At 55.1% G+C, this 17,779-nt stretch carries 21 protein-coding genes and 3 tRNA genes; 13 read left to right on the plus strand and 11 right to left on the minus strand.

The genetic code is table 11. The features are described 5' to 3' along the window. The first annotated feature begins 140 nt into the window (after positions 1-140). Positions 141-959: a phosphodiesterase gene (locus FIV03_RS21460; protein ID WP_152512022.1), complete on the plus strand. Its 819-nt coding sequence runs from the start codon at positions 141-143 to the stop codon at positions 957-959. After that, complete coding sequence (locus FIV03_RS21465; protein ID WP_152510913.1) at positions 959-1,507, plus strand: CAP domain-containing protein; 549 nt, start codon at positions 959-961, stop codon at positions 1,505-1,507. The genes FIV03_RS21460 and FIV03_RS21465 overlap by 1 nt, the downstream gene beginning before the upstream one ends. 152 nt (positions 1,508-1,659) lie before the next feature. Here FIV03_RS21465 and FIV03_RS21470 read toward each other — a convergent pair whose 3' ends face one another. Next, positions 1,660-3,033 (minus strand): YcaO-like family protein, encoded by a 1,374-nt coding sequence (locus FIV03_RS21470; RefSeq protein ID WP_152510914.1) that lies wholly within the window; start codon positions 3,031-3,033, stop codon positions 1,660-1,662. 284 nt (positions 3,034-3,317) lie between these two features. On the opposite strand from FIV03_RS21470, the gene FIV03_RS21475 reads away from it, so the two are divergent. Next, on the plus strand, positions 3,318-3,608 hold the full coding sequence (locus FIV03_RS21475) for a hypothetical protein (protein WP_152510915.1): 291 nt from the start codon (positions 3,318-3,320) through the stop codon (positions 3,606-3,608). Positions 3,609-3,688: 80 nt separating this feature from the next. Further along, positions 3,689-3,976, plus strand: a complete 288-nt coding sequence (locus FIV03_RS21480) for a hypothetical protein (RefSeq protein ID WP_152510916.1) — start codon at positions 3,689-3,691, stop codon at positions 3,974-3,976. Here the strand turns inward: FIV03_RS21480 and FIV03_RS21485 are convergent. Beyond that, positions 3,968-5,962, minus strand: coding sequence for a BTAD domain-containing putative transcriptional regulator (locus tag FIV03_RS21485; protein WP_152510917.1), 1,995 nt, complete (start codon positions 5,960-5,962; stop codon positions 3,968-3,970). The two genes, FIV03_RS21480 and FIV03_RS21485, sit on opposite strands and share 9 nt — an antisense overlap. 180 nt (positions 5,963-6,142) lie before the next feature. On the opposite strand from FIV03_RS21485, the gene FIV03_RS21490 reads away from it, so the two are divergent. Next, positions 6,143-6,397 carry a hypothetical protein gene (locus FIV03_RS21490; RefSeq protein WP_022998829.1) on the plus strand — a complete coding sequence of 85 codons (255 nt, stop codon included), beginning with the start codon at positions 6,143-6,145 and terminating at the stop codon, positions 6,395-6,397. Between the two features lie 193 nt (positions 6,398-6,590). Here the strand turns inward: FIV03_RS21490 and FIV03_RS21495 are convergent. Further along, positions 6,591-6,667: transfer RNA gene (locus tag FIV03_RS21495), tRNA-Arg, on the minus strand. Positions 6,668-6,903: 236 nt separating this feature from the next. After that, a complete protein-coding gene (locus FIV03_RS21500) occupies positions 6,904-7,209 on the minus strand; it encodes an ETC complex I subunit (protein WP_022998830.1) in 306 nt (101 codons plus the stop codon). Between the two features lie 348 nt (positions 7,210-7,557). Between FIV03_RS21500 and FIV03_RS21505 the strand changes: the two genes are divergently transcribed. Beyond that, positions 7,558-7,806, plus strand: a complete 249-nt coding sequence (locus FIV03_RS21505; RefSeq protein WP_055654038.1) for a hypothetical protein — start codon at positions 7,558-7,560, stop codon at positions 7,804-7,806. A gap of 88 nt (positions 7,807-7,894) precedes the next feature. Then, the gene (locus FIV03_RS21510) at positions 7,895-8,401 is read left to right on the plus strand and encodes a hypothetical protein (protein ID WP_152510918.1); all 507 of its coding nucleotides are present in this window, start codon (positions 7,895-7,897) and stop codon (positions 8,399-8,401) included. Here FIV03_RS21510 and FIV03_RS21515 read toward each other — a convergent pair. Both FIV03_RS21515 and FIV03_RS21520 read right to left on the minus strand, forming a co-directional pair. Beyond that, complete coding sequence (locus FIV03_RS21515) at positions 8,373-9,083, minus strand: hypothetical protein (RefSeq protein WP_152510919.1); 711 nt, start codon at positions 9,081-9,083, stop codon at positions 8,373-8,375. The genes FIV03_RS21510 and FIV03_RS21515 overlap by 29 nt on opposite strands. Positions 9,084-9,313: 230 nt before the next feature. After that, positions 9,314-9,390, minus strand: a tRNA-Pro gene (locus tag FIV03_RS21520). Between the two features lie 363 nt (positions 9,391-9,753). On the opposite strand from FIV03_RS21520, the gene FIV03_RS21525 reads away from it, so the two are divergent. Continuing rightward, positions 9,754-10,281, plus strand: coding sequence for a hypothetical protein (locus FIV03_RS21525; protein ID WP_152510920.1), 528 nt, complete (start codon positions 9,754-9,756; stop codon positions 10,279-10,281). A 36-nt stretch (positions 10,282-10,317) separates the two neighbouring features. Here the strand turns inward: FIV03_RS21525 and FIV03_RS21530 are convergent, their stop codons facing one another. From FIV03_RS21530 to FIV03_RS21540, 3 genes are all read right to left on the minus strand, one after another. Next, the gene (locus FIV03_RS21530) at positions 10,318-10,803 is read right to left on the minus strand and encodes a DUF192 domain-containing protein (RefSeq protein WP_152510921.1); all 486 of its coding nucleotides are present in this window, start codon (positions 10,801-10,803) and stop codon (positions 10,318-10,320) included. Between the two features lie 169 nt (positions 10,804-10,972). Next, entirely contained in the window at positions 10,973-11,554 is a 582-nt protein-coding gene (locus tag FIV03_RS21535; RefSeq protein WP_022999344.1) for a cold-shock protein, read from the minus strand. Positions 11,555-11,708: 154 nt separating this feature from the next. Next, positions 11,709-12,470 carry a Sir2 family NAD-dependent protein deacetylase gene (locus FIV03_RS21540; RefSeq protein WP_152510922.1) on the minus strand — a complete coding sequence of 254 codons (762 nt, stop codon included), beginning with the start codon at positions 12,468-12,470 and terminating at the stop codon, positions 11,709-11,711. Positions 12,471-12,524: 54 nt separating this feature from the next. Between FIV03_RS21540 and FIV03_RS21545 the strand changes: the two genes are divergently transcribed. Both FIV03_RS21545 and FIV03_RS21550 read left to right on the plus strand, forming a co-directional pair. Further along, positions 12,525-12,965, plus strand: coding sequence for a VOC family protein (locus FIV03_RS21545; RefSeq protein ID WP_022999346.1), 441 nt, complete (start codon positions 12,525-12,527; stop codon positions 12,963-12,965). A gap of 125 nt (positions 12,966-13,090) precedes the next feature. Further along, positions 13,091-13,166: transfer RNA gene (locus FIV03_RS21550), tRNA-Glu, on the plus strand. A gap of 54 nt (positions 13,167-13,220) precedes the next feature. Here the strand turns inward: FIV03_RS21550 and FIV03_RS21555 are convergent. Further along, complete coding sequence (locus tag FIV03_RS21555) at positions 13,221-14,075, minus strand: hypothetical protein (RefSeq protein WP_152510923.1); 855 nt, start codon at positions 14,073-14,075, stop codon at positions 13,221-13,223. 475 nt (positions 14,076-14,550) lie between these two features. Here FIV03_RS21555 and FIV03_RS21560 point away from each other — a divergent pair, with 475 nt between their 5' ends. Then, on the plus strand, positions 14,551-16,116 hold the full coding sequence (locus tag FIV03_RS21560) for a caspase family protein (RefSeq protein ID WP_055654023.1): 1,566 nt from the start codon (positions 14,551-14,553) through the stop codon (positions 16,114-16,116). Between the two features lie 126 nt (positions 16,117-16,242). Here the strand turns inward: FIV03_RS21560 and FIV03_RS21565 are convergent, their stop codons facing one another. Continuing rightward, entirely contained in the window at positions 16,243-16,668 is a 426-nt protein-coding gene (locus tag FIV03_RS21565) for a biopolymer transporter ExbD (RefSeq protein ID WP_152510924.1), read from the minus strand. Between the two features lie 145 nt (positions 16,669-16,813). Here FIV03_RS21565 and FIV03_RS21570 point away from each other — a divergent pair, with 145 nt between their 5' ends. Both FIV03_RS21570 and FIV03_RS21575 read left to right on the plus strand, forming a co-directional pair. Next, complete coding sequence (locus FIV03_RS21570; RefSeq protein ID WP_082444406.1) at positions 16,814-17,272, plus strand: DUF1036 domain-containing protein; 459 nt, start codon at positions 16,814-16,816, stop codon at positions 17,270-17,272. A gap of 126 nt (positions 17,273-17,398) precedes the next feature. Next, positions 17,399-17,770, plus strand: a complete 372-nt coding sequence (locus tag FIV03_RS21575) for a hypothetical protein (RefSeq protein WP_152510925.1) — start codon at positions 17,399-17,401, stop codon at positions 17,768-17,770. The last annotated feature ends 9 nt before the right edge of the window (positions 17,771-17,779 follow it).

Here is a 17,779-nt window from a genome sequence, read left to right on the forward strand (position 1 = left end):
CGCCCGTTTCTGAACGCTTCTCCTACATGAGCTTTTCAAAAAGGGAAACTAGTGCTTGCCCTCTTCGAACGCACGGTTATCGTCCGGGCAGATGATCCACCTGACGAGTCACAAGGTTTTCCATGACATTGATTGCTCATATGACGGACCTGCATTTGCGTCCGCGAGGTTTGCCCTGCTATCGCGTTTCGGACACCAATATGCTCGCCGAACGCGCGATCAAGTCGCTGCAGAGCCTCACCCCGAAACCTGATGCTCTCGTTATAACCGGCGATATAACCGACAGAAACGATCCAAGGGAATACGCACTCGCCCGCTCCATCCTCGCGCGCGTCGACATGCCTGTCTATCTTGTGCCCGGGAACCACGACGGCACAGAAGTCATGCGCCGCGAGCTCGGCAGCTTTCCAGGTCTTTCAGGCAGCCTTGAAGACAAGATCTGCTATACGGCGGACATTGGCGACATCCGCCTGATTGCGCTGGACACCCATATTCCGGGTGATCCGCGTGGTCGGCTCGGTCAGGCCCAGCTTGACTGGCTCGACAGCCGGCTGCGCGAAAGCGCCAAGACAACGCTGATCGCCCTTCACCACCCGCCTGCTCTTTCCGGGATTCGACACATGGACGACATCGGACTTGTGGATGCCGATGCACTTGCGGAAGTTGTTTCGCCGCACCGGCACGTTGCGCGCTTCCTGTGCGGTCATCTTCACCGTCCGATCATCGCGAGCTTTGCCGGAAAGGTGATGACGCTTGCTCCCAGCACCGGACACCAGGTCGTTCTCGACCTGACGGAAGACGGTCCTGCCATGTTCAACTTCGAACCCGCAGCCTATTTTCTCCACTATCATTCGCCGAAAACCGGAGTGGTGTCACATATGGCATACGTGGAAGCGTATCCTGGCCCATATCATTTCTTTGCCGATGAAGGTGTCGTCTGGCCGGGAGATGAAACCTGATGTCCGTAACCGCCCTGCCCAAACGCTTCTTGGCTCTGTTGCTGCTTGGCCTTTTCGCGGCCTCACTCGGTGCCTGCGGCGCCTTGCCGGGAAAAAGTGATCTTGAAGACAAGACAGTGCTGACGGACCAGCCGGTCGACAAGGCGCAGATGCTGTCGCTGATAAACGCCTACCGGCAGCAAAAAGGCCTGCCCGCTTTGCGCCACGACCCGGAGCTGGATGTCGTTTCCCAAAAGATGGCACGCCATATCGCCGAGCGCGACAGTATGGACACCTGGGCCCACAGTGCCTTCGGTCTGTCACAACGGCTCGACAAGGCAGGATACGCAAATTACGCAGGCGCGGAAAATCTCGGTGCGGGATACGCCGATCTGGCAGCAGCCTTCCGTGGCTGGCAAGGCTCAGAAGGCCACAACAAGAACCTTCTCAACCCCTACGTGACACGGGTAGGTATTGCCAGAACCAACCGCAACAATGGCAAATGGCGCAATTTCTGGGTGATGACACTGTCCCGCCCTTATGCGGACGGCCGACCGACCGTCCGATAACAAGACACCTGGAAAAAGGGCGGAGCCAAGCTCCGCCAACAAGGCTTCTTCCAGAGATCGAATGACCCAGTTGTCATCCGGACGCCCCACAAACTAAATATGAATGCACGGCTCATATTTTATTAAGGCCGGCACATCAGCCTGTCAATCGTTCAAAAGGGAAATGGTCGGGCGGCAAATTCGGCTTCGGACGCGGGAGTGTCTCGCAAACCACGCTCTACAAACCCGTCGAACAACCTTTTTTTGCCGAACCTTGGCTCCCAACTGCAAAGCTCGGGGGACAACAGCTTGATGCAGGGAATTGCAAGGTCTTGGCGGGTCGCATCAAACTCCCAAAGGCTGATCCCGCGGTCGAAACAGCCCTGAAGCAGGGTTTCAAAAGTCGAGGTCTTCTTCAGAACCTCAGGACGGGCGGCAACCGCACCCCGCAAAGGCAGATCCTCGAATATCACGTGCTCTCTGGCATACGCCAGCTGCCTGGGTAGCGACCTCAGCGCTTCTTTTGTGCCGTGACTGGCGGGATAGGACTTGTCCATCAGAGACAGAGCATTTTCCGATTGCAACATTTCCTGAATTGCACTGGTACAGGCCTGTGCGGTGTCCCAGCCGGCGGATGATCCAAACGCACACCTCCGACCGTAACCGTCATGAGAGACACAAATCACCACCTGGACCGGAAGGTCCGTGTCGACGTGCAAGAGCTCCCATTGCCGCGGCTGGTCATCGAGATATTGGACCAGATCAGGAGGGAGCATCTCCCTCACATAGCTCTCAGGTAGAGAAGTTATCCCCAGGCGGTTGTACCAGGCCTGCGCAACGGCATCACGCTCTACAAGCTCAAGAAGTGCGCGTGCTCGCGCTCCCTCAAGATCATGCCAGACAGCGCATCCTGCGCTCGAAGCAAAAGGCAAACGTATGCCCGTAACGTCATCGGCTTCGTTAAACAAAATTCCCAAACTAAGGCACTGCGCCTCTTCATCAGTCTGCAGATTCCGCAACCGGACACGCCTGCCTGAAAGAGATGACCAGTCTGAAGAGTTGACGCGCGAAAGATCCCGCCCGAGACGGAGCCTGCCGAGAGCGATACTTGCCTGGGTTTCACTCAATCCAATCAATCGACCAAAATCTACCTGCGGTTGTTTTTTATCGTAAGTGAACACCCTATTGTCACTAATCCCGATACTACAAAGGGTTAGCCTTTCGGACAGCTCTCCAATACAACTAATAGCTGCAATTGATGCGATATCCCCCTGCCCCCCGGCAGGAATTGGTGCCCCAGCGGCAGGTACTTCTTTTGCACCAGTTTCAGGCGACTTGAGCAACCCGGTGCAAAAATGCACCGGGCATCCGGGGCGTGTCATCGGGACCAGTCTTGGGGAGAATGACGAAAGCAGCTTCAGGAAAAGACGAAGGTCCGGCTCCAGCAAGCGCACACGATCTCCCTCAATACCCGGCTCCACCGATACCAGGCCCAAACGCGACAGGTCCGCAAGTACGTCGTCCGCAATTCCACTTTCAACAATCATAGAAGAGACACCGCCGCCAACAGTGTGGGTGCGCGACGGCTGCTTATGTTTTGATATGGCAATTTACTTCGCCTCACCCTGCAATTGCACACAACGTAGATTAACAAAACTGCCATTGAGCGAGTTCATCCCCTCGTTCTACATTCTATTCGAAAGCAGTCGATCAGTAGTAAACAGTATCAATACATAACTATTTACTAAAGTTTGACCTAATTTCAAAAAGCCGGGTGACCATCCCACCACCAGGCAGGACACATTGCAACTCAACCTATCGGAGGCTCATAATGCACGCTGACACAACTTCCCGGACTGAACTGGAAATTGGCGCGAAACTTGGCGCGATCATTCAGAACGCCACAGCACGCGAGCGGCTGGTTGCCAACCCGGCTGAAGTCCTGGCTGAAGTTGGCATCAACTCCGATGCCGCAATCTTCGCCGACACTGCTGACCTCGTCCACCTCATCATCCCGGCAAAAATCGATGCAGCGCGCGTTGCTGCTGGCGATGAGAAATATTTCGAAGAACTCGGTAAAGCAGCTCTCGGCAATTGCTTTTACGAAGACGTCCCGGAGTAAGCCGGTAAGGTCGTCACGATACGTCTCCGGCCTTCTTGCTTCGCGCAGGAAGGCCGTCGTTCTTTCCGATTGGGGTAACGATGGCCAGATTTCCCTACTACCAGAGCAACGTCAAAGACCTTGGCAAACTTATCGCCAGGGCAGCGATCGACGAAAACTTCCGACGCGAGCTCGAGCGAGACCCGTTAGCCGCGATTTCCAATATTGGCCTGCCGAAAGAGACGGTGGCGCTCATGCAGTTCAAGATCGTTGATCAGAAAAACAATCCGAACGCGGTAGCTCTGCCTTTTCGTCTGAACGAAGAAAAGCTGAGCAGTGCCAATGAGGAGTATCTGAAAGCTCTTTCTTCGACGTTCGCGCTAAATTGAACCGGAACCGTCGAACAGGAACCGCTGCACCAGAGCTGCACCCTTGTCGAAATCGTTTCGGACTTTCTCGTTCTGGAAGAAATTGATCTTCTTTCTCCAGCTCTTGGGGTCCTGCGCAAGCTCGGGAGAGTTTTTCAGCAAGGCGGCACGATTTTCACCAAAGCGCTCAAGCGTTTGCATGGCTTCTTCTTCTCGCCCGGCACAGACCAAAGCGGCCACCCGAGTGGTCAAGCCACTGATACCAACTCCGGCCCCCCGTTCTATCTGCTTTATCGCGCTGTCGTAATCTTCCGCGGCAAAATAGATGTTCGCCAGGTACTCGTAGAAAACGCGGGGCACAAACGCGAAGAGTGAGAAAGCTCTTTCGGCCGTAACGCGCGCTTCGTTGATGTCGCCGGAAAAAGCCAGGCCCTCGGCAACAGACATCAGGTTGGCCGGATCAGCCGAGCTCAGGCGGCCGGCATTCTGGAATGCCCTTCGCGCTTCGTCTGGCATATTGGACAGAATAAGTGCCCAACCATAAACGCGCTGATTGACGGCCTGCCAGGGATCGAGCCTGATCGATTTTTCGGCAAGGTTCAGAAGATTGTTTTCTTCACCGGAAAACGTCTTGTCCATGAGCGGGAAATGCAATTCCTGCTTCATGATGATCGACGCCTTGCCAGCATACGTCATCGAGAACGAACGATTTGTGCGCTCCAGATCATCCAGCAAGCGCATCGCTTTTTCGTCGGATTGCGGCGTGAAATCCCACAACAGGGCTTCGGCCTGACACCAACGGGCGAAAACGGATGTTTTCGCGGGGTTTCTTAGTCTGCTGGTCGCATGGTTATGGATGCGGCTCACAATCTGGCTCGCAGCCGGGACCAGACCGTCCCAGTATTGCAGGTCAATTATCTCGTTAAAGACAATCTGACCGTTGCCCCTGTCCTCGAACTGGACAACCACTTTGCCCGATCGTTCGTCATGCCGGAACCTGAGCAGATAACAGCCAAGTTCGTGACCTTCCATCAAGGTTGGACGTGGTACGTTTTCTTCGCCGAAATATTCTGATTCAAACAGCTCGAACGACCGAAACGAAGAAAGGCCGGAAACGATTTCCTCTCTCAGATGGATCGCGTCATTCAATCCCTTCTTCAACAGGGATGACGAGACAATGGAAATTTCTGGCAAGGGAACGAAGTCATCGTAATTTGGCAGGAACCCTCGGTTTCCGCCGCTGTTGCCATCACTTCTTCCAACCGGCACCGGAGAAGCTTCGACCTCCGAAACGATGAGCAGCTTCCGCGTCTCTTCATCGGGCTCAGCATCCAGATGGAGCCGCATTTCCCTTTCGCAGGACCTGAGTTGCTGTTCGGCGCGCTCGGGCTGGCCCAGGTTCATGTAGAGACGAATAAGAACGCGATGAGCCGCCTCAAACGCGGGATCGAGTTTCAGGACAAAACGCGCCCCGGCCTCTGCCTGCACACCCCCGTCTTCCGTGGATATTCTGTTCAGATGCTTGAAGGCGGCGCTGATGAGTTCAGAGCGCACCCGTTCACGCTCGACCGTCAGCCACTCGGAGAATTCAGAATCGATATCGTCGTAGCCGGTCAGAAACTCGCCGCGCCACAGTTCTCCCGCCTTGCGGAAATCAGCTGCCTGCCCACGTTCCAGAAGCGTGTTCATGAGCATGAGATCAGACGCGAACGCCGATGGGTCGAGTTGAATATGACCTGGCGCTGAGCGCACTACATCGATGCCGGCCGTTTCCTCGGCGCTCTTCAACTGGCGCAATGCCTGACGCAAGGATTGCATCGCCTTGTGGCGGTCCGTCCCGCTCCAAAGCAAATCCGCCAGTGCTTCCCGGGGCGACGCCATACCGCTCATGCGGCTCAGATAGCCCATGATCGCCAGAGCCTTGCGGGTCTTGACCGCCACAGGTTCCTGGTCGCTATCAAGGAGCAAAGGCCGCCCAAGGCATGCAAAGCAGGACGCGATTGCCATCAATTCCCCGTAATTGAAATGCACGCTTCAGTGGTCGCCTTCGCGCAACCGCGAATATCACGCAACCTGAAACACAACAGCACCTTATCACGCTCATTTCACGCTGCAACAGCATGCTTTTATCGGATGGTCACAGCAGCGACGCTGCAATCGGCAAATCAAATACTGGTGGGTAGTAAAATGTCTAAGACCGTTAGCAAATCGGACCGCACTGAACTCGAGCAGGAGCCTGCAATCGAGGCGATCAAGCGCATGATCCGCTACACGAAAAAAGAATCGGACAAGGACGGCCGTACGTTCTGTTCCTATTTCCTGGATATGGCCCTTCAGTCCCTGGAAGATGGTTCCGAGGACGTGGACATGATCCTGAAAACAAAGATCACACCGCTCATGGTTGGCCAGAAGGTGGAATCGGGAAAGTCCGAGACACTCTGACCTTCAGGCGAATCGCGGTCTAGAAACACCGCCGTGCTCCTATATTGCAGGGGCCGGCGGTTTTTGTTTTTTTGCAGGCTTTTTCCAAATACCTGACATGAATGTCCTCTTATGGACATCTGCACAGCAGGACGCCTTCCCACGCAAGGCAGAGGCATCGAAGCTCAGGATTTTTTCAAAAAAATGAAGGAGATGGCGACTCCGGCAGGATTCGAACCTGCGACCATTCGCTTAGAAGGCGAGTGCTCTATCCAGCTGAGCTACGGAGCCAATTTCTCAGGAACGCAAACCGTTCCCAGATGAGACTATCGGGCAGTATCTCTGAGGCCTGCCAGACGTTCATGCAATCTTGGATCGAGACCAAACGTCCGGAGGCAACCCGATCCGGCGATCGCCTCCACTGCCCTAATGCGTCAAAAACCCGGCTCGTGTCGATTCGAAATCGCCGCTTTCAACAGACAATCCGATCTCTTACCGAATAGGTCAGAGAAGCCGAACGTTCTTGTTCAGTGGGTCCAGGGCGCAGACCGGTTGAATTTGAAATTGTCCGCATAGGCAGACCCGCGCACTTTGCGTTCCTGCGCCTTCTCCACCCTGTGCGGAATGCCATGGCGCTTCGCATATGCGACAGCTTCTTCAGAAGTCTCGAAATAAAGCCGGATTTGCTGCTTCATGTCGGAAGACGACGTATAGCCCATCAAAGGTTCGACGGACTTGGCGACCTCCGGCTCGTAATCCAGCACCCATCTCTGGGTTTTCGCCTTGCCTGACTGCATGGCGGTTTTCGCCGGACGGTAGATACGCGCAACCATGTGACAGTGCCCTCAAGTCTGAATATGTGAGATGCAATTCCCTACAGCAGCTTTTTCCCGCCTTTGCCGCCGGTGTCAACACCGATATTGGCCGCAACCCGCAATCTTCGGTTCGTCGGCGACTCATTTAACAGCACAAGTATGTATTAACGGTGTTGTTGGAGAGGCGATTTATGACATTCACGTAACATGACATGGAGGCGCAACTCATGCTATTAACTACCCTAACGTGAACTTGTCTGGAAGACGCCGATTTTCGGAACGCAGTGCAGGTTCAAAAAATACAGAATCGCAGGGCCGGACAGCCTGAAAGGGCCGATCCAAAGATCAAAACGATAAGGCTTTGACATGCATTACGAATTTCTGAAAAGACTGGAAGGCTATGTTCCGGAACATGTTCGGCCGGTTACCAGAGCGCCGGAAAAAATTGCGCCGGTCGAACTGAAAGCGGCGATTGACGACGCCAATCTCACTGAAATGTGGGACATGATCCTGACGCTGGACTATTCGGTATCCGACCCTACCGATCTGTCACCGGAAAAACGCGACGAATTTCTGAATGTCATGTCGCTGTTGTTGAAAGCCTTCGACCGGTAGAAATGGTTATTGGCAAACGGCGAAGGATTTGCGGTGTCGCTGGTCGATTTTTGCCGGATGGAACAAAATCAAAACATGAGAGAGGACCGTGCTAACACGCCCTGATACTCATTTTTCGGAACTCGGCACACAGGCCATTGAAAAAGGGCTTGCCGACCCGGCTGTGTCCGCGTTCTACGACAGCATCATGTCGATCGAGGCGGGTCAGATCCAGCAATGCCTGAAACCGTTCCTGCCTCAATTGAGCCTTTGCTCGGACAAGATGCCCGGAAACGCTCCCCCTCCGATCTTCTATGTCGGTAAGGAAAGTGGGCAGCGACACCTGTTCGGCGAAGACTGGGCTAGCCCTGCGACACCAGCCTGCGGTCTGCGCACACCAGATCCGGACCTGGAGAAGGCTTCGGCGGAAGGTTATCGCAAAGCGCTGGAAGGCACACCGTATTACGGCTACGCCCACACGAAAATTCAGGTCAATGGCGAACTCTATGAAGTTGCGTTCGAGCGGTTGATCGTCGCCGTGCGACCTTCGTTGCAATCCGATCTTCGCTTCTGCGCCTACCTGGGTGTCATTCAGGATCTTCAGCGGACGTCCTGAGGATAAGTTTTACAAGGCCATGAAGATCGCTTCTGGTGGCATAGACCAGCCAGTCATCCGGCCTGATATGTCCAGGCGCAATCTCCCAATGGGTGCCGCGTGGCACGAACCTGCGGTAGCCGACCCGGATGCCGAAGCCTTTTTCTGCGCTTTTTGCTGCCATCAGGCCATAGAGATAATCCGGCGACCACTTCAATAGTGAGAGCAGAAACCCCAACTGGGTCAAAGGCTCGGCAAGGCCCTGCCCCCGGATGTCCCGTCTCAGCCAGAGATTGCCGTGATAAACGATACGCCCGCGCATGAAATAGGCATCATGCGCGTGGTCTGTACCGAAGCGAACCTGGGGGTTGGGGTCGACAAAGATCCTGCGTTGCTGCTGATGCCAGTGCTCGGCAAGGCTCCTGTCTTTCAGGTCTTCCACCTTTGCGGCCTGCACAGACACGACGTTACCATGGCTGTTGACGGCCCCTACCCAGAACGCGGTCGTCCCGTGCAGGTCGAAAAACCGCGGTGAAAAATCTTCCATCAGGTATTTGTCTTCGGTGCTCCGGACGGTCTTTTCGAAAAGCTCAAAATCCGCGCTTTCCTTCAGAGAAAGCCCAGCCTTTTCAATTCTGGACTGCAGCACGGCTATCGCCGCCGATACATCCAGCGTCGCCTGGTCGTCAGGATCCGGTATCATCAGCCCCATCCGGCGCGGCCTGCATGCCGTCGCAAGCGGCGTCACTCCCACAGGCATTGGAAACGCCTGTCTGACCAGTCTGTTATGCGGCGATAAGTTGCACAAGACGCCTGCGTAGCTTGGCCCTAGTTATCCCGGCCTTTAGGCACGGAACCACAGCAAGCGCATGGATTTGCATTGCAAAGCTCAACTAACGCGTGCTGCATCACATCGATTTTCAGGAGAATGAATGGTCGGGGCAGCAAGATTCGAACTTGCGACCCTCTGGTCCCAAACCAGATGCGCTACCAGGCTGCGCTATACCCCGAACAGTTGATGCGCTCGGATTTATAGGCCACAGACTCCATCGTCAAGCTAGAACAAACCAAGAATATCCGAGTTTTGTGGGCAAAACCTGACAAACATGTCCCGTACTTTGTTCTCAGTTTGCACACAAAAGCTAACCGGCGTGCCCGATGACCACGAACGAGCCTCGTAAACGCGACGGCCAAGGCATCGTGCCATCACGGTCTTCGAAAGTGCAAACCGGACTTCAGTATATTTGCTTGCCCAACCCGATTACTGGCGGCATTCTCCCGAATGAAAAGTATCCAGTCAATTGAATCAAATACCAAAACGTTTACATCAGCAAAATTACAATTTTCGATATATATTTCAGGAAAAGAAGTAGATGATCACGAAGGATGACTTCACAAAGGCATTAGAAGATTTCGGTGGATCCGAGTCCCAGAAAATACTTCAGGATCCGCAAGCATACCAAGCTACCTTTGACCTGCTGATCACCGTCGCAGAAGATTCGTCAATCTTCCAAAAAAAGCTGTCGATCGCGAATACAGCAGCGGGTGTAGCCAATATGGCCGTTGGACACTCCTCTGCCGACCGTCGGACAAAGAATGCTGTTCGCGCAGGGTCTTTTGCTTTGAGCCAATTCCAGCAGACAGCGAATCTAGCAAGTGTCACCAGGTTATCGCCAGGAGCCGCGATGGTTGCTGTCAGTGCCACAGTCGTCAACAAGACAGGTATTATCGTGTCGTTTGCAGGTGGGGACAAAAAGAAGGCTCAGTGCATCGGTGCGGTGATGGAGCTTTCTGCTTCCGCGGTAATCACTGCCGTATCTGCACCAACAGGCGTCCTGCTGGTCCTGTCGGTCGCCAGTCTGGCCGCCTCATCGGTCAACGCATATAATTCATGTTATTAGAATTTTCGGGCGGGCTGGAATAGGTACAGCTCGGGTTCACTCCAGCCCCATGGACGGGCTACTGACCTTGTCCCCGGCCGAGATATCGAGTTTTTCCGCCAGACCGGCGTTTATTTCGAACACGTACTTCGCCGGACCAAGCGAGGGAACGACGTCTTCGGAAAAAGGCGTGGTGTTGTCGGCGATGCTGACGATGGCCCCCTTCGCGTCAATGAAAATGATGTCGAGCGGCAGGGGCGTATTTTTCATCCAGAAGTAACGGTCGCCCTCCCCTTCGAAGAGGAACAGCATGCCGCGCTCTGCCGGCATCTCTTTGCGGAACATCAATCCCATCGACCGTTGCCGGTCCGTCGCCGCAACTTCCGCCTTGAACTGGTGTTCCTTGTCTCCAGACCGAATCACGAGCTCTTCCACCGGCAGGTTCAGCTGCGGGTCCTGCGCCAGCACCTGCCCTGGCGAACCCGCGAGCGAAATCCAGAGTGTTGCGGCAAAAAGCGAGAGGCACAGAAAGAAAGGACGCATTCTGAAAACTTCCTGAAAGACCCGGCAGAACCGGTTTGAGTAACTGGCAGTCAAGGGCAAGGCCGGAATAACACTTCCCGTTTGCCAAAGAAGATTGCCTGAAGGTCGACAAACAAAAAGGCCGGAACATGTCCGGCCAAGTCAATGTGCAGAATGACGGAAAGCGGGGTCAGTGAGAGGCAGGTATGTGGGTGCCTGTCCCGACCGGACGGATTTCAGCGGCCATGCGGCCTTTCGGGCCTTCGCCGAAGCGCACCAGCACATCCTGGCCGGGACGCAATTCAGTGATGCCGAAACGTCGCAGCGTCTCCATGTGAATGAAGATGTCTTCTGAACCTTCACCCTGGGTCAGAAACCCGAAACCCTTGACGCGGTTGAACCATTTGACGGTCGCTTTTTCGAAACCGCTTTCGGGGACAACCTGAACATGGGTGCGCGACGGTGGCAGCTGTGACGGGTGGGTCGCAGTGCTTTCGTCCATCGACAGGATGCGGAAGGCCTGAAGACCGCGCGGCCGGTCGAGTACTTCGCAAACAACCCGCGCGCCTTCGTAAGCAGTCTGGTACCCGTCTCGCCTGAGGCAGGTGACGTGCAAAAGGATATCACCGTCGCCGTCGTCCGGGACGATGAAGCCATATCCTTTCCCGACGTCGAACCACTTAATCGTTCCGGCAATCTCGAGTACATCAACGGCGACTTCGTCCGTCAATGTTTCGAGTGCGCGGGGCTCCCGTGCGGTTTTAACCCCCATAGCCTTTTGTCCCGTCTCTGGTCCGCATCATTAAGCTGAAGGCAAAATTCGACTCACCAGCCAGCTGATTCCTAACAAAAGGATAACATTGTGCTTTCTGGCGAGAAGGGAAATTGTCGGACTAACCACAGACCATTTACGGAAATCAGGCCGGTTATTCGCCAAATCTCGCAAATGTTTGAGCTAAAGGTGTTCGAATGACTGTTGACGCGTAAGAATCGAGCGGCGTTTCCTGGCCGTTTAGAATCACCAGGTCTGCACCGCCACGAACAGCGATGGCCGGCAGTTGTGCGGCTGGATGCACGACAAGTGACGAGCCCAACACCAGAAACAGATCGCAAGCAGCAGCAGCCTCCGCTGCCCGCTCCAGTTCCATTTCCGGCATCTGCTGCCCGAAACTTATGACCGCCGCCTTCAACAGTCCGCTGCAATCTGGACATCTCGGACTTTGCCCGGCGTCTACAATCGGCTTCTGAGATTCCAGTTCAGCCCGCGCACCGCAGGAAAGACAGGTTGCGAATGTGGAATTGCCATGGATCTCGACAAGCTTGTCATTCGGAAAACCTGCTCGCTGGTGCAGGCCATCGACATTTTGTGTGATGAGGCAATGAAGCTTGCCGGCCTGCGCCAGGCTCGTCATGGCCTGGTGTGCTGCATTCGGCTCCGCTCTTGCGAAATAGTCCATCATTTCGAAGCGGCGGTCCCAGTCTTCCAGGCGGCTATCCTCATCGGCGACAAAGTCCTGGTATTGAACAGGCTGACGTTTGGACCATATCCCGCCAGGTGAACGGAAATCCGGAATTCCGGAGTCCGTCGATATCCCCGCCCCGGTCAGGGCAACGATCTGCCGGTAGGAACCGTCCTTGAACTGTGCCACAAAGCGCTGAGCTTCGGGCAAGGTATCAATGCACTTCATCGGCCGGTCCGGTGCCCGTTTGGAAAATCCCTCGATTGAGGAAAAGGATAGGACATGCGTTATTTGCACACGATGGTCCGCGTGACCAACATTGAAGACTCACTTGATTTTTATTGCAACAAGATGGGCATGACGGAAGTCCGTCGCTACGAAAACGAAAAAGGCCGGTTCACCCTGATCTTCCTCGCCGGATCCGACGATGTCGAAGCCGGAAAGGCAAACGCTGCGCCACTTCTCGAGCTGACCTATAACTGGGATCCGGAAACCTACACCGGCGGCCGCAACTTCGGTCATCTCGCCTATGAGGTCGATAACATCTACGAATTCTGCGAGAACCTGCAGAACAAGGGTGTCACCATCAACCGTCCTCCACGTGACGGCCGCATGGCCTTCGTCCGTTCGCCGGACAACATCTCCTTCGAGCTGCTTCAAAAGGGTGAAGCGCTTGAAATCAAAGAACCCTGGGCCTCCATGCCCAATACCGGCGAATGGTAAAACCGGACAGTTTTCAACAGGCGCAAGCCCGGGATTCCGGGCTTGCAAAAAATTGTCGCAAAGGCTCTTGCAGGCTGCTCCAATCCCGCCTATAAGCCTCCCCACGACGCAGCCGCGTCGACCGCGCGCCCATCGTCTAGCGGTCTAGGACGCCGCCCTTTCACGGCGGAAACACGGGTTCGAGTCCCGTTGGGCGTGCCAACTTCTTCCCCTCCGGTTCAGAAGCAGGCACCTGGCACTGGCGTAAGCTACCGGTCAAAGTGCACCTGGCGATATGTAACTGCCTTTTATATCCAGGGCAGGTTCGTCCTTGCGGAACAACGTCCGCCCCGGAAATTCCTTCTTGTAGAATGCTTCGATATCTGCGGCTGCAGGGCCGGCATACTCTATCCGTCCACTCGGGAAGAATATGTCCAGGTCATCATCCTTGTGCTCCGTCGCATAGGTTTCCTGCGATCCGTGCAAGACCATGGCAATGCCGAGCCGGTTGTTGACGAAATGCTGCACGTCAAAAAACTTTGGCGAGCGCGTGTGCTTCTGACCCAGACGATCCTCTCTGACGCGGACCAGCTTGTCAGGAGCATCCATATCGACGATGCCGTAGAGATCGAAGTCTCCGTGCACACACTTGGCCGCGGTGATAAGCGAACTGGACGAGAACTTCACACAGCCGTAATAGGGGTCTTCCGGATTGCGTTCGACGAAATAAACGCCTCCACGCGGAATGTAGGTCAGTTTCCGTTGCTGTTCGAAGGTTGCCATTTCCGGTCGCAACTGTTTTTGAAATCCCCCCCATTCCTCGATCACCTTTGCCATCTTGCTCGCTTTGAAGGCCTTCTCACCAACGATTTTTGGATCGACAACCAGCCCCGCAAAGCTCTTGCGCTGCGCGTCCGGACACTTGCTTCCGACGGGCTTAACATCGAAATCCGCAGTCTTGGCCTTGCAATCCAGACGCTTGGGTGTGGCATAGGGTTCGCCAACGTGCTCAAGGGATGCTGTGTTTGTCCGTCGCACCAGAATCGCAACGTTGTAGAGCCGGGCTGCGGACTGAAATACGCCGACATGCTTGGCTCTCATATGTTTGAGAATATCTGCTCTTCCGGCCATAATGTTTTCTCCGCTGAGCGCAAGCTTCAAACGAGCCTGCGAAAACGCGCATTTGCAATGAAACCAGATTACCAGACAGTCTCTCAAACACGGTGATTCAAGTCACAAAGCGTTTTTTCAGGTCGAAAATCCGGTCCTTTTTCAAGTTTTGGCCGGCAAAAAATCCACTAACACCTTCCCTTGCGTCCTTTCGTGTTAACGTAACTCAAAAAATGGCAGCAACTGTCTGTTGAAAAGTGGTTTTTAAAAAAAGGATTGGCTATAGTCTGCAACTGATTTTAGTGGGGTCATCAACGGACCGTTGCGGTCCGGATTCAGTTGGTTGCAGGGACAGCTTCTTCAATTTGACGTTCCTGTGACGCGTATTACAGAAACATAGTGCCATCCGGGGTACCTGTTCCTCTCAAGAGGACAAAGACCTCGTGTAAAGATCGGTTCAACCGACAGGCAACCATGATCTACGAGAGGACAGGATATGTTCAAACGAATGATCGCCGTGCTGGCAATAATTCTCGCAGGGACGGCTCCGGCACTGGCTAAGCGCGTTGCCCTCGTACTCGGCAACGGCGCTTACGAGCACACAGTACAACTTCCTAATCCGGCAAATGACGCCGAGCAGATGGCCGCCAAACTCAAGGCCCTCGGCTTCGAAGTCGTCGCCGGCCAGGACCAGACTTATGGTGAAATGCGCAGATCCGTCATGGATTTTGCGAAAAAGGCATATGGCGCGGATATCGCCATTCTCTTCTACGCCGGCCACGGCCTTCAGGTCGCCGGTCAGAATCACCTGGTACCTATCGACGCCACGATCGAGGATGAAACCTCGCTCGATTTCGAAACCATTACCGTTGATTTCATCATGCGCCAAATGTCCAAGGACGTGAAGGTTCAGATGGTGTTCCTGGATGCCTGCCGCGACAATCCGCTGGCCCGCACCCTCGCGCGCCGCATGGGACCGAGCCGCTCCGGCAGCATTGGTGCAGGTCTTGCTGAAATCAAGATTCAGGAAACCGGCGGCGAAGGCTCCGTGATCGCTTTCGCGACCAGCCCGGGAGACGTTGCCCTGGACGGCGACGGTGCGAACTCGCCCTTCACCTCTGCGTTGATCAGACATATCGACACGCCGAACGCTTCCATCCAGACCGTCATGACTCGCGTTACCGGTGAAGTCTATGAAGAGACGGAAAAGAAGCAGCGCCCGTGGGTGAATGCATCTCTGATCGGCGAAGTGTTCCTGAACAAGCAGGCTGCACCGGCCGCGACGACCACTGTCGCCTCCCTTGGCGACACCGCGACGTCCGCTCCGCAGCAGCCGGTTGTAAACAATGCAGCAACGACCTCCCCCAGCCAGTCGGCAATTGCATGGGAACGTGAGAAGCTCATCTGGGAAACTGCCAAGTCCAGCAACACCGTTGCTGACTACAAGGCTTACCTGGATGCCTACCCGTCAGGCCTCTTCGCGGACTTTGCGCGCAATTCCATCAAGCGGCTCGAAGCCGGTAGCCAGGTTGCTTCGGTCAATCCGACCGTCGTCCCAGGTGCAGCAACGGCTCCTGCCGCCAGCACGACAGGCGTTGTGGCTACCCTGCCGGACCCGCAAAAGGCCGTTCCGGGTAATGAGGCAACCGAAGCTTCTCTCGGCTGGAACCGTACTGCCCGCCGCGAAGTTCAGACCCGTCTGAACCTGGCTGGTCAGGATGTCGGTCGCCCGGATGGTGCCTTCGGTCCGAAGACCCGCGCCGGTGTGAGTGCCTGGCAGGCTGCCAACGGCATCGTCGCCACGGGCTATTTCACCGCCGCCCAATACGCCTTGCTGACTGCACAGACGGCAACGCAGTACTCGGTTTACCAGGCTGAAGTGAACCGCAAGCAGCAAGCGGCTGCCAGCGCTTCTCGCAGTGCGACCTCCACGCGCCGTACCAACAACACCACCACTCGCCGTGCGAACAACAACAACAATGGTGGTGGCATCAACCCGGCTGGAGCCGCTTTCATCGGTGGCGTTGTGGGTGGCATCATCGGCGGTGCAATCGGTCGCTGATCAATACTGCAATCACATGTCAAACCAGAACGGCCCGGTCTTGAAAACCGGGCCGTTTTTGTAGCCACAGGTGAGGTTTTGCGCACGAACGGCTCGTTTGCATTGCAGAAACGCCTCGTGTTCCTGTCAATCGAGATGCAGCCGAACGCTTGTCAGCTTTGAGGTTCGGGCTTCGTCCAGAATCCGCACGACCTGCTGAAAATCGGTTCCCTTGCCAGGCAAAAGAACAGCATCCCTGGCACCAGCTTCTGCCAACCGGTTCAGTTCCTGTGCCAACCCTGCAAGTGGCAGTTCATTCCCGTTGACAGTCACGGCGGACAGATCTTCACCGGGAACAGACTTCACGACGATCAGGACTGCGGGAACGCTGGCGTTCGATTGTGCCTCTGCCCCCCCTGCCGGCGCTCCGCCACCAAGCGCAACTTCCAGCGGCCGCCAGACACCAAATGTGGAAGACAAAAGAAAGAACATGATCAGAATGAAGATCACATCGATCAGAGGTGTCAGCGGAATGCGCTTTCGCCTTGCAAGCGGTGTTTCGATGGAGATCATGGCTCAGGCCATCCCGGGTCTTCAGGTCATTCCGAAAATCGAGTTTCGCCGAAATACCACTTCAGCTCAATCGACTTTCCTAAATTGACCGCGGGTTCGCAATTCCTTAGCGTATTTAGCAAGTTGGCAAACTGGAAACACGAGCATGAAAACGGACCGCGACAGCGGCAAGGTTAGGCAAAGACGCCGGATCGGGTTACGCGGGATCGCGTTATTCGGGGCGGTGGCGCTGTCTGGAATTTTGTCGACCTCTGCTGCCCACGCAGGCCTGCGTGTTTGCAACGGGTCCGTTGATCTCGTGAACGTCGCGATTGGCTATGAAACCGACGAAGGCATGCGGACTGAAGGCTGGTGGACAATCACCGCAAACGCCTGCAGCCAGGTGCTGCAGGAACCTCTCGAGAAAGCACGCTACTATCTGCACGTGGCAGACGGTTTTGGCGAAAGCCGTCTTGGAGGCGATATCACGCTTTGTATTCGCGAGGAAAAATTCGTTCTTTTCGATGGCGATCAGTGCTGGCAACGCGGGCTGATCGAAGCAGATTTCTTTCAGGTCGAAACCGAGGGAAAACAGGATTGGACGGTCCTATTGTCTTACGATTAGGGACGGCAAAGACCGGCCTTCACAACCCTTTCCAACATTCATTGACGCATTAACCGGGGGAACAAGATGCGGATATTGGTTCAGAGAGTTTTTATAGCGATTGCAGTTGCCATTTTGGCGGCACCCGTGCAGGCACAGCAAGTGACGGGGAAAATCAGCCTCGAACTCAACCAGTTACAACCGACTGCGGACGGCGGCTGCCGCCTTTCGATCATCGCGACCAATGGCCTTGAACGCCCTATGGACAAGCTCGGCCTGGAAATGGTTGCCTTCAACAAGGACGGCCTGGTGGATCAGTTTCTGCGTCTTCAGTTCTCCCGCATATCCGCCGGTAAAACCAAGATCCTGCAATTCGACCTTGCCGGGAAGGCTTGCGACAGCCTTTCGCGGCTTCACATCAACGACGTCATGAATTGTGTGCCTTCCAGCATTACCGATGTCTATTGCCCGGATCTGCTGGACCTGAGCAATCGTACCCCCATCGAATTCGGCGATTGACCCTACCCT

This window comes from Labrenzia sp. THAF187b, from assembly GCF_009363375.1.
Lineage (GTDB): Bacteria > Pseudomonadota > Alphaproteobacteria > Rhizobiales > Stappiaceae > Roseibium > Roseibium algicola.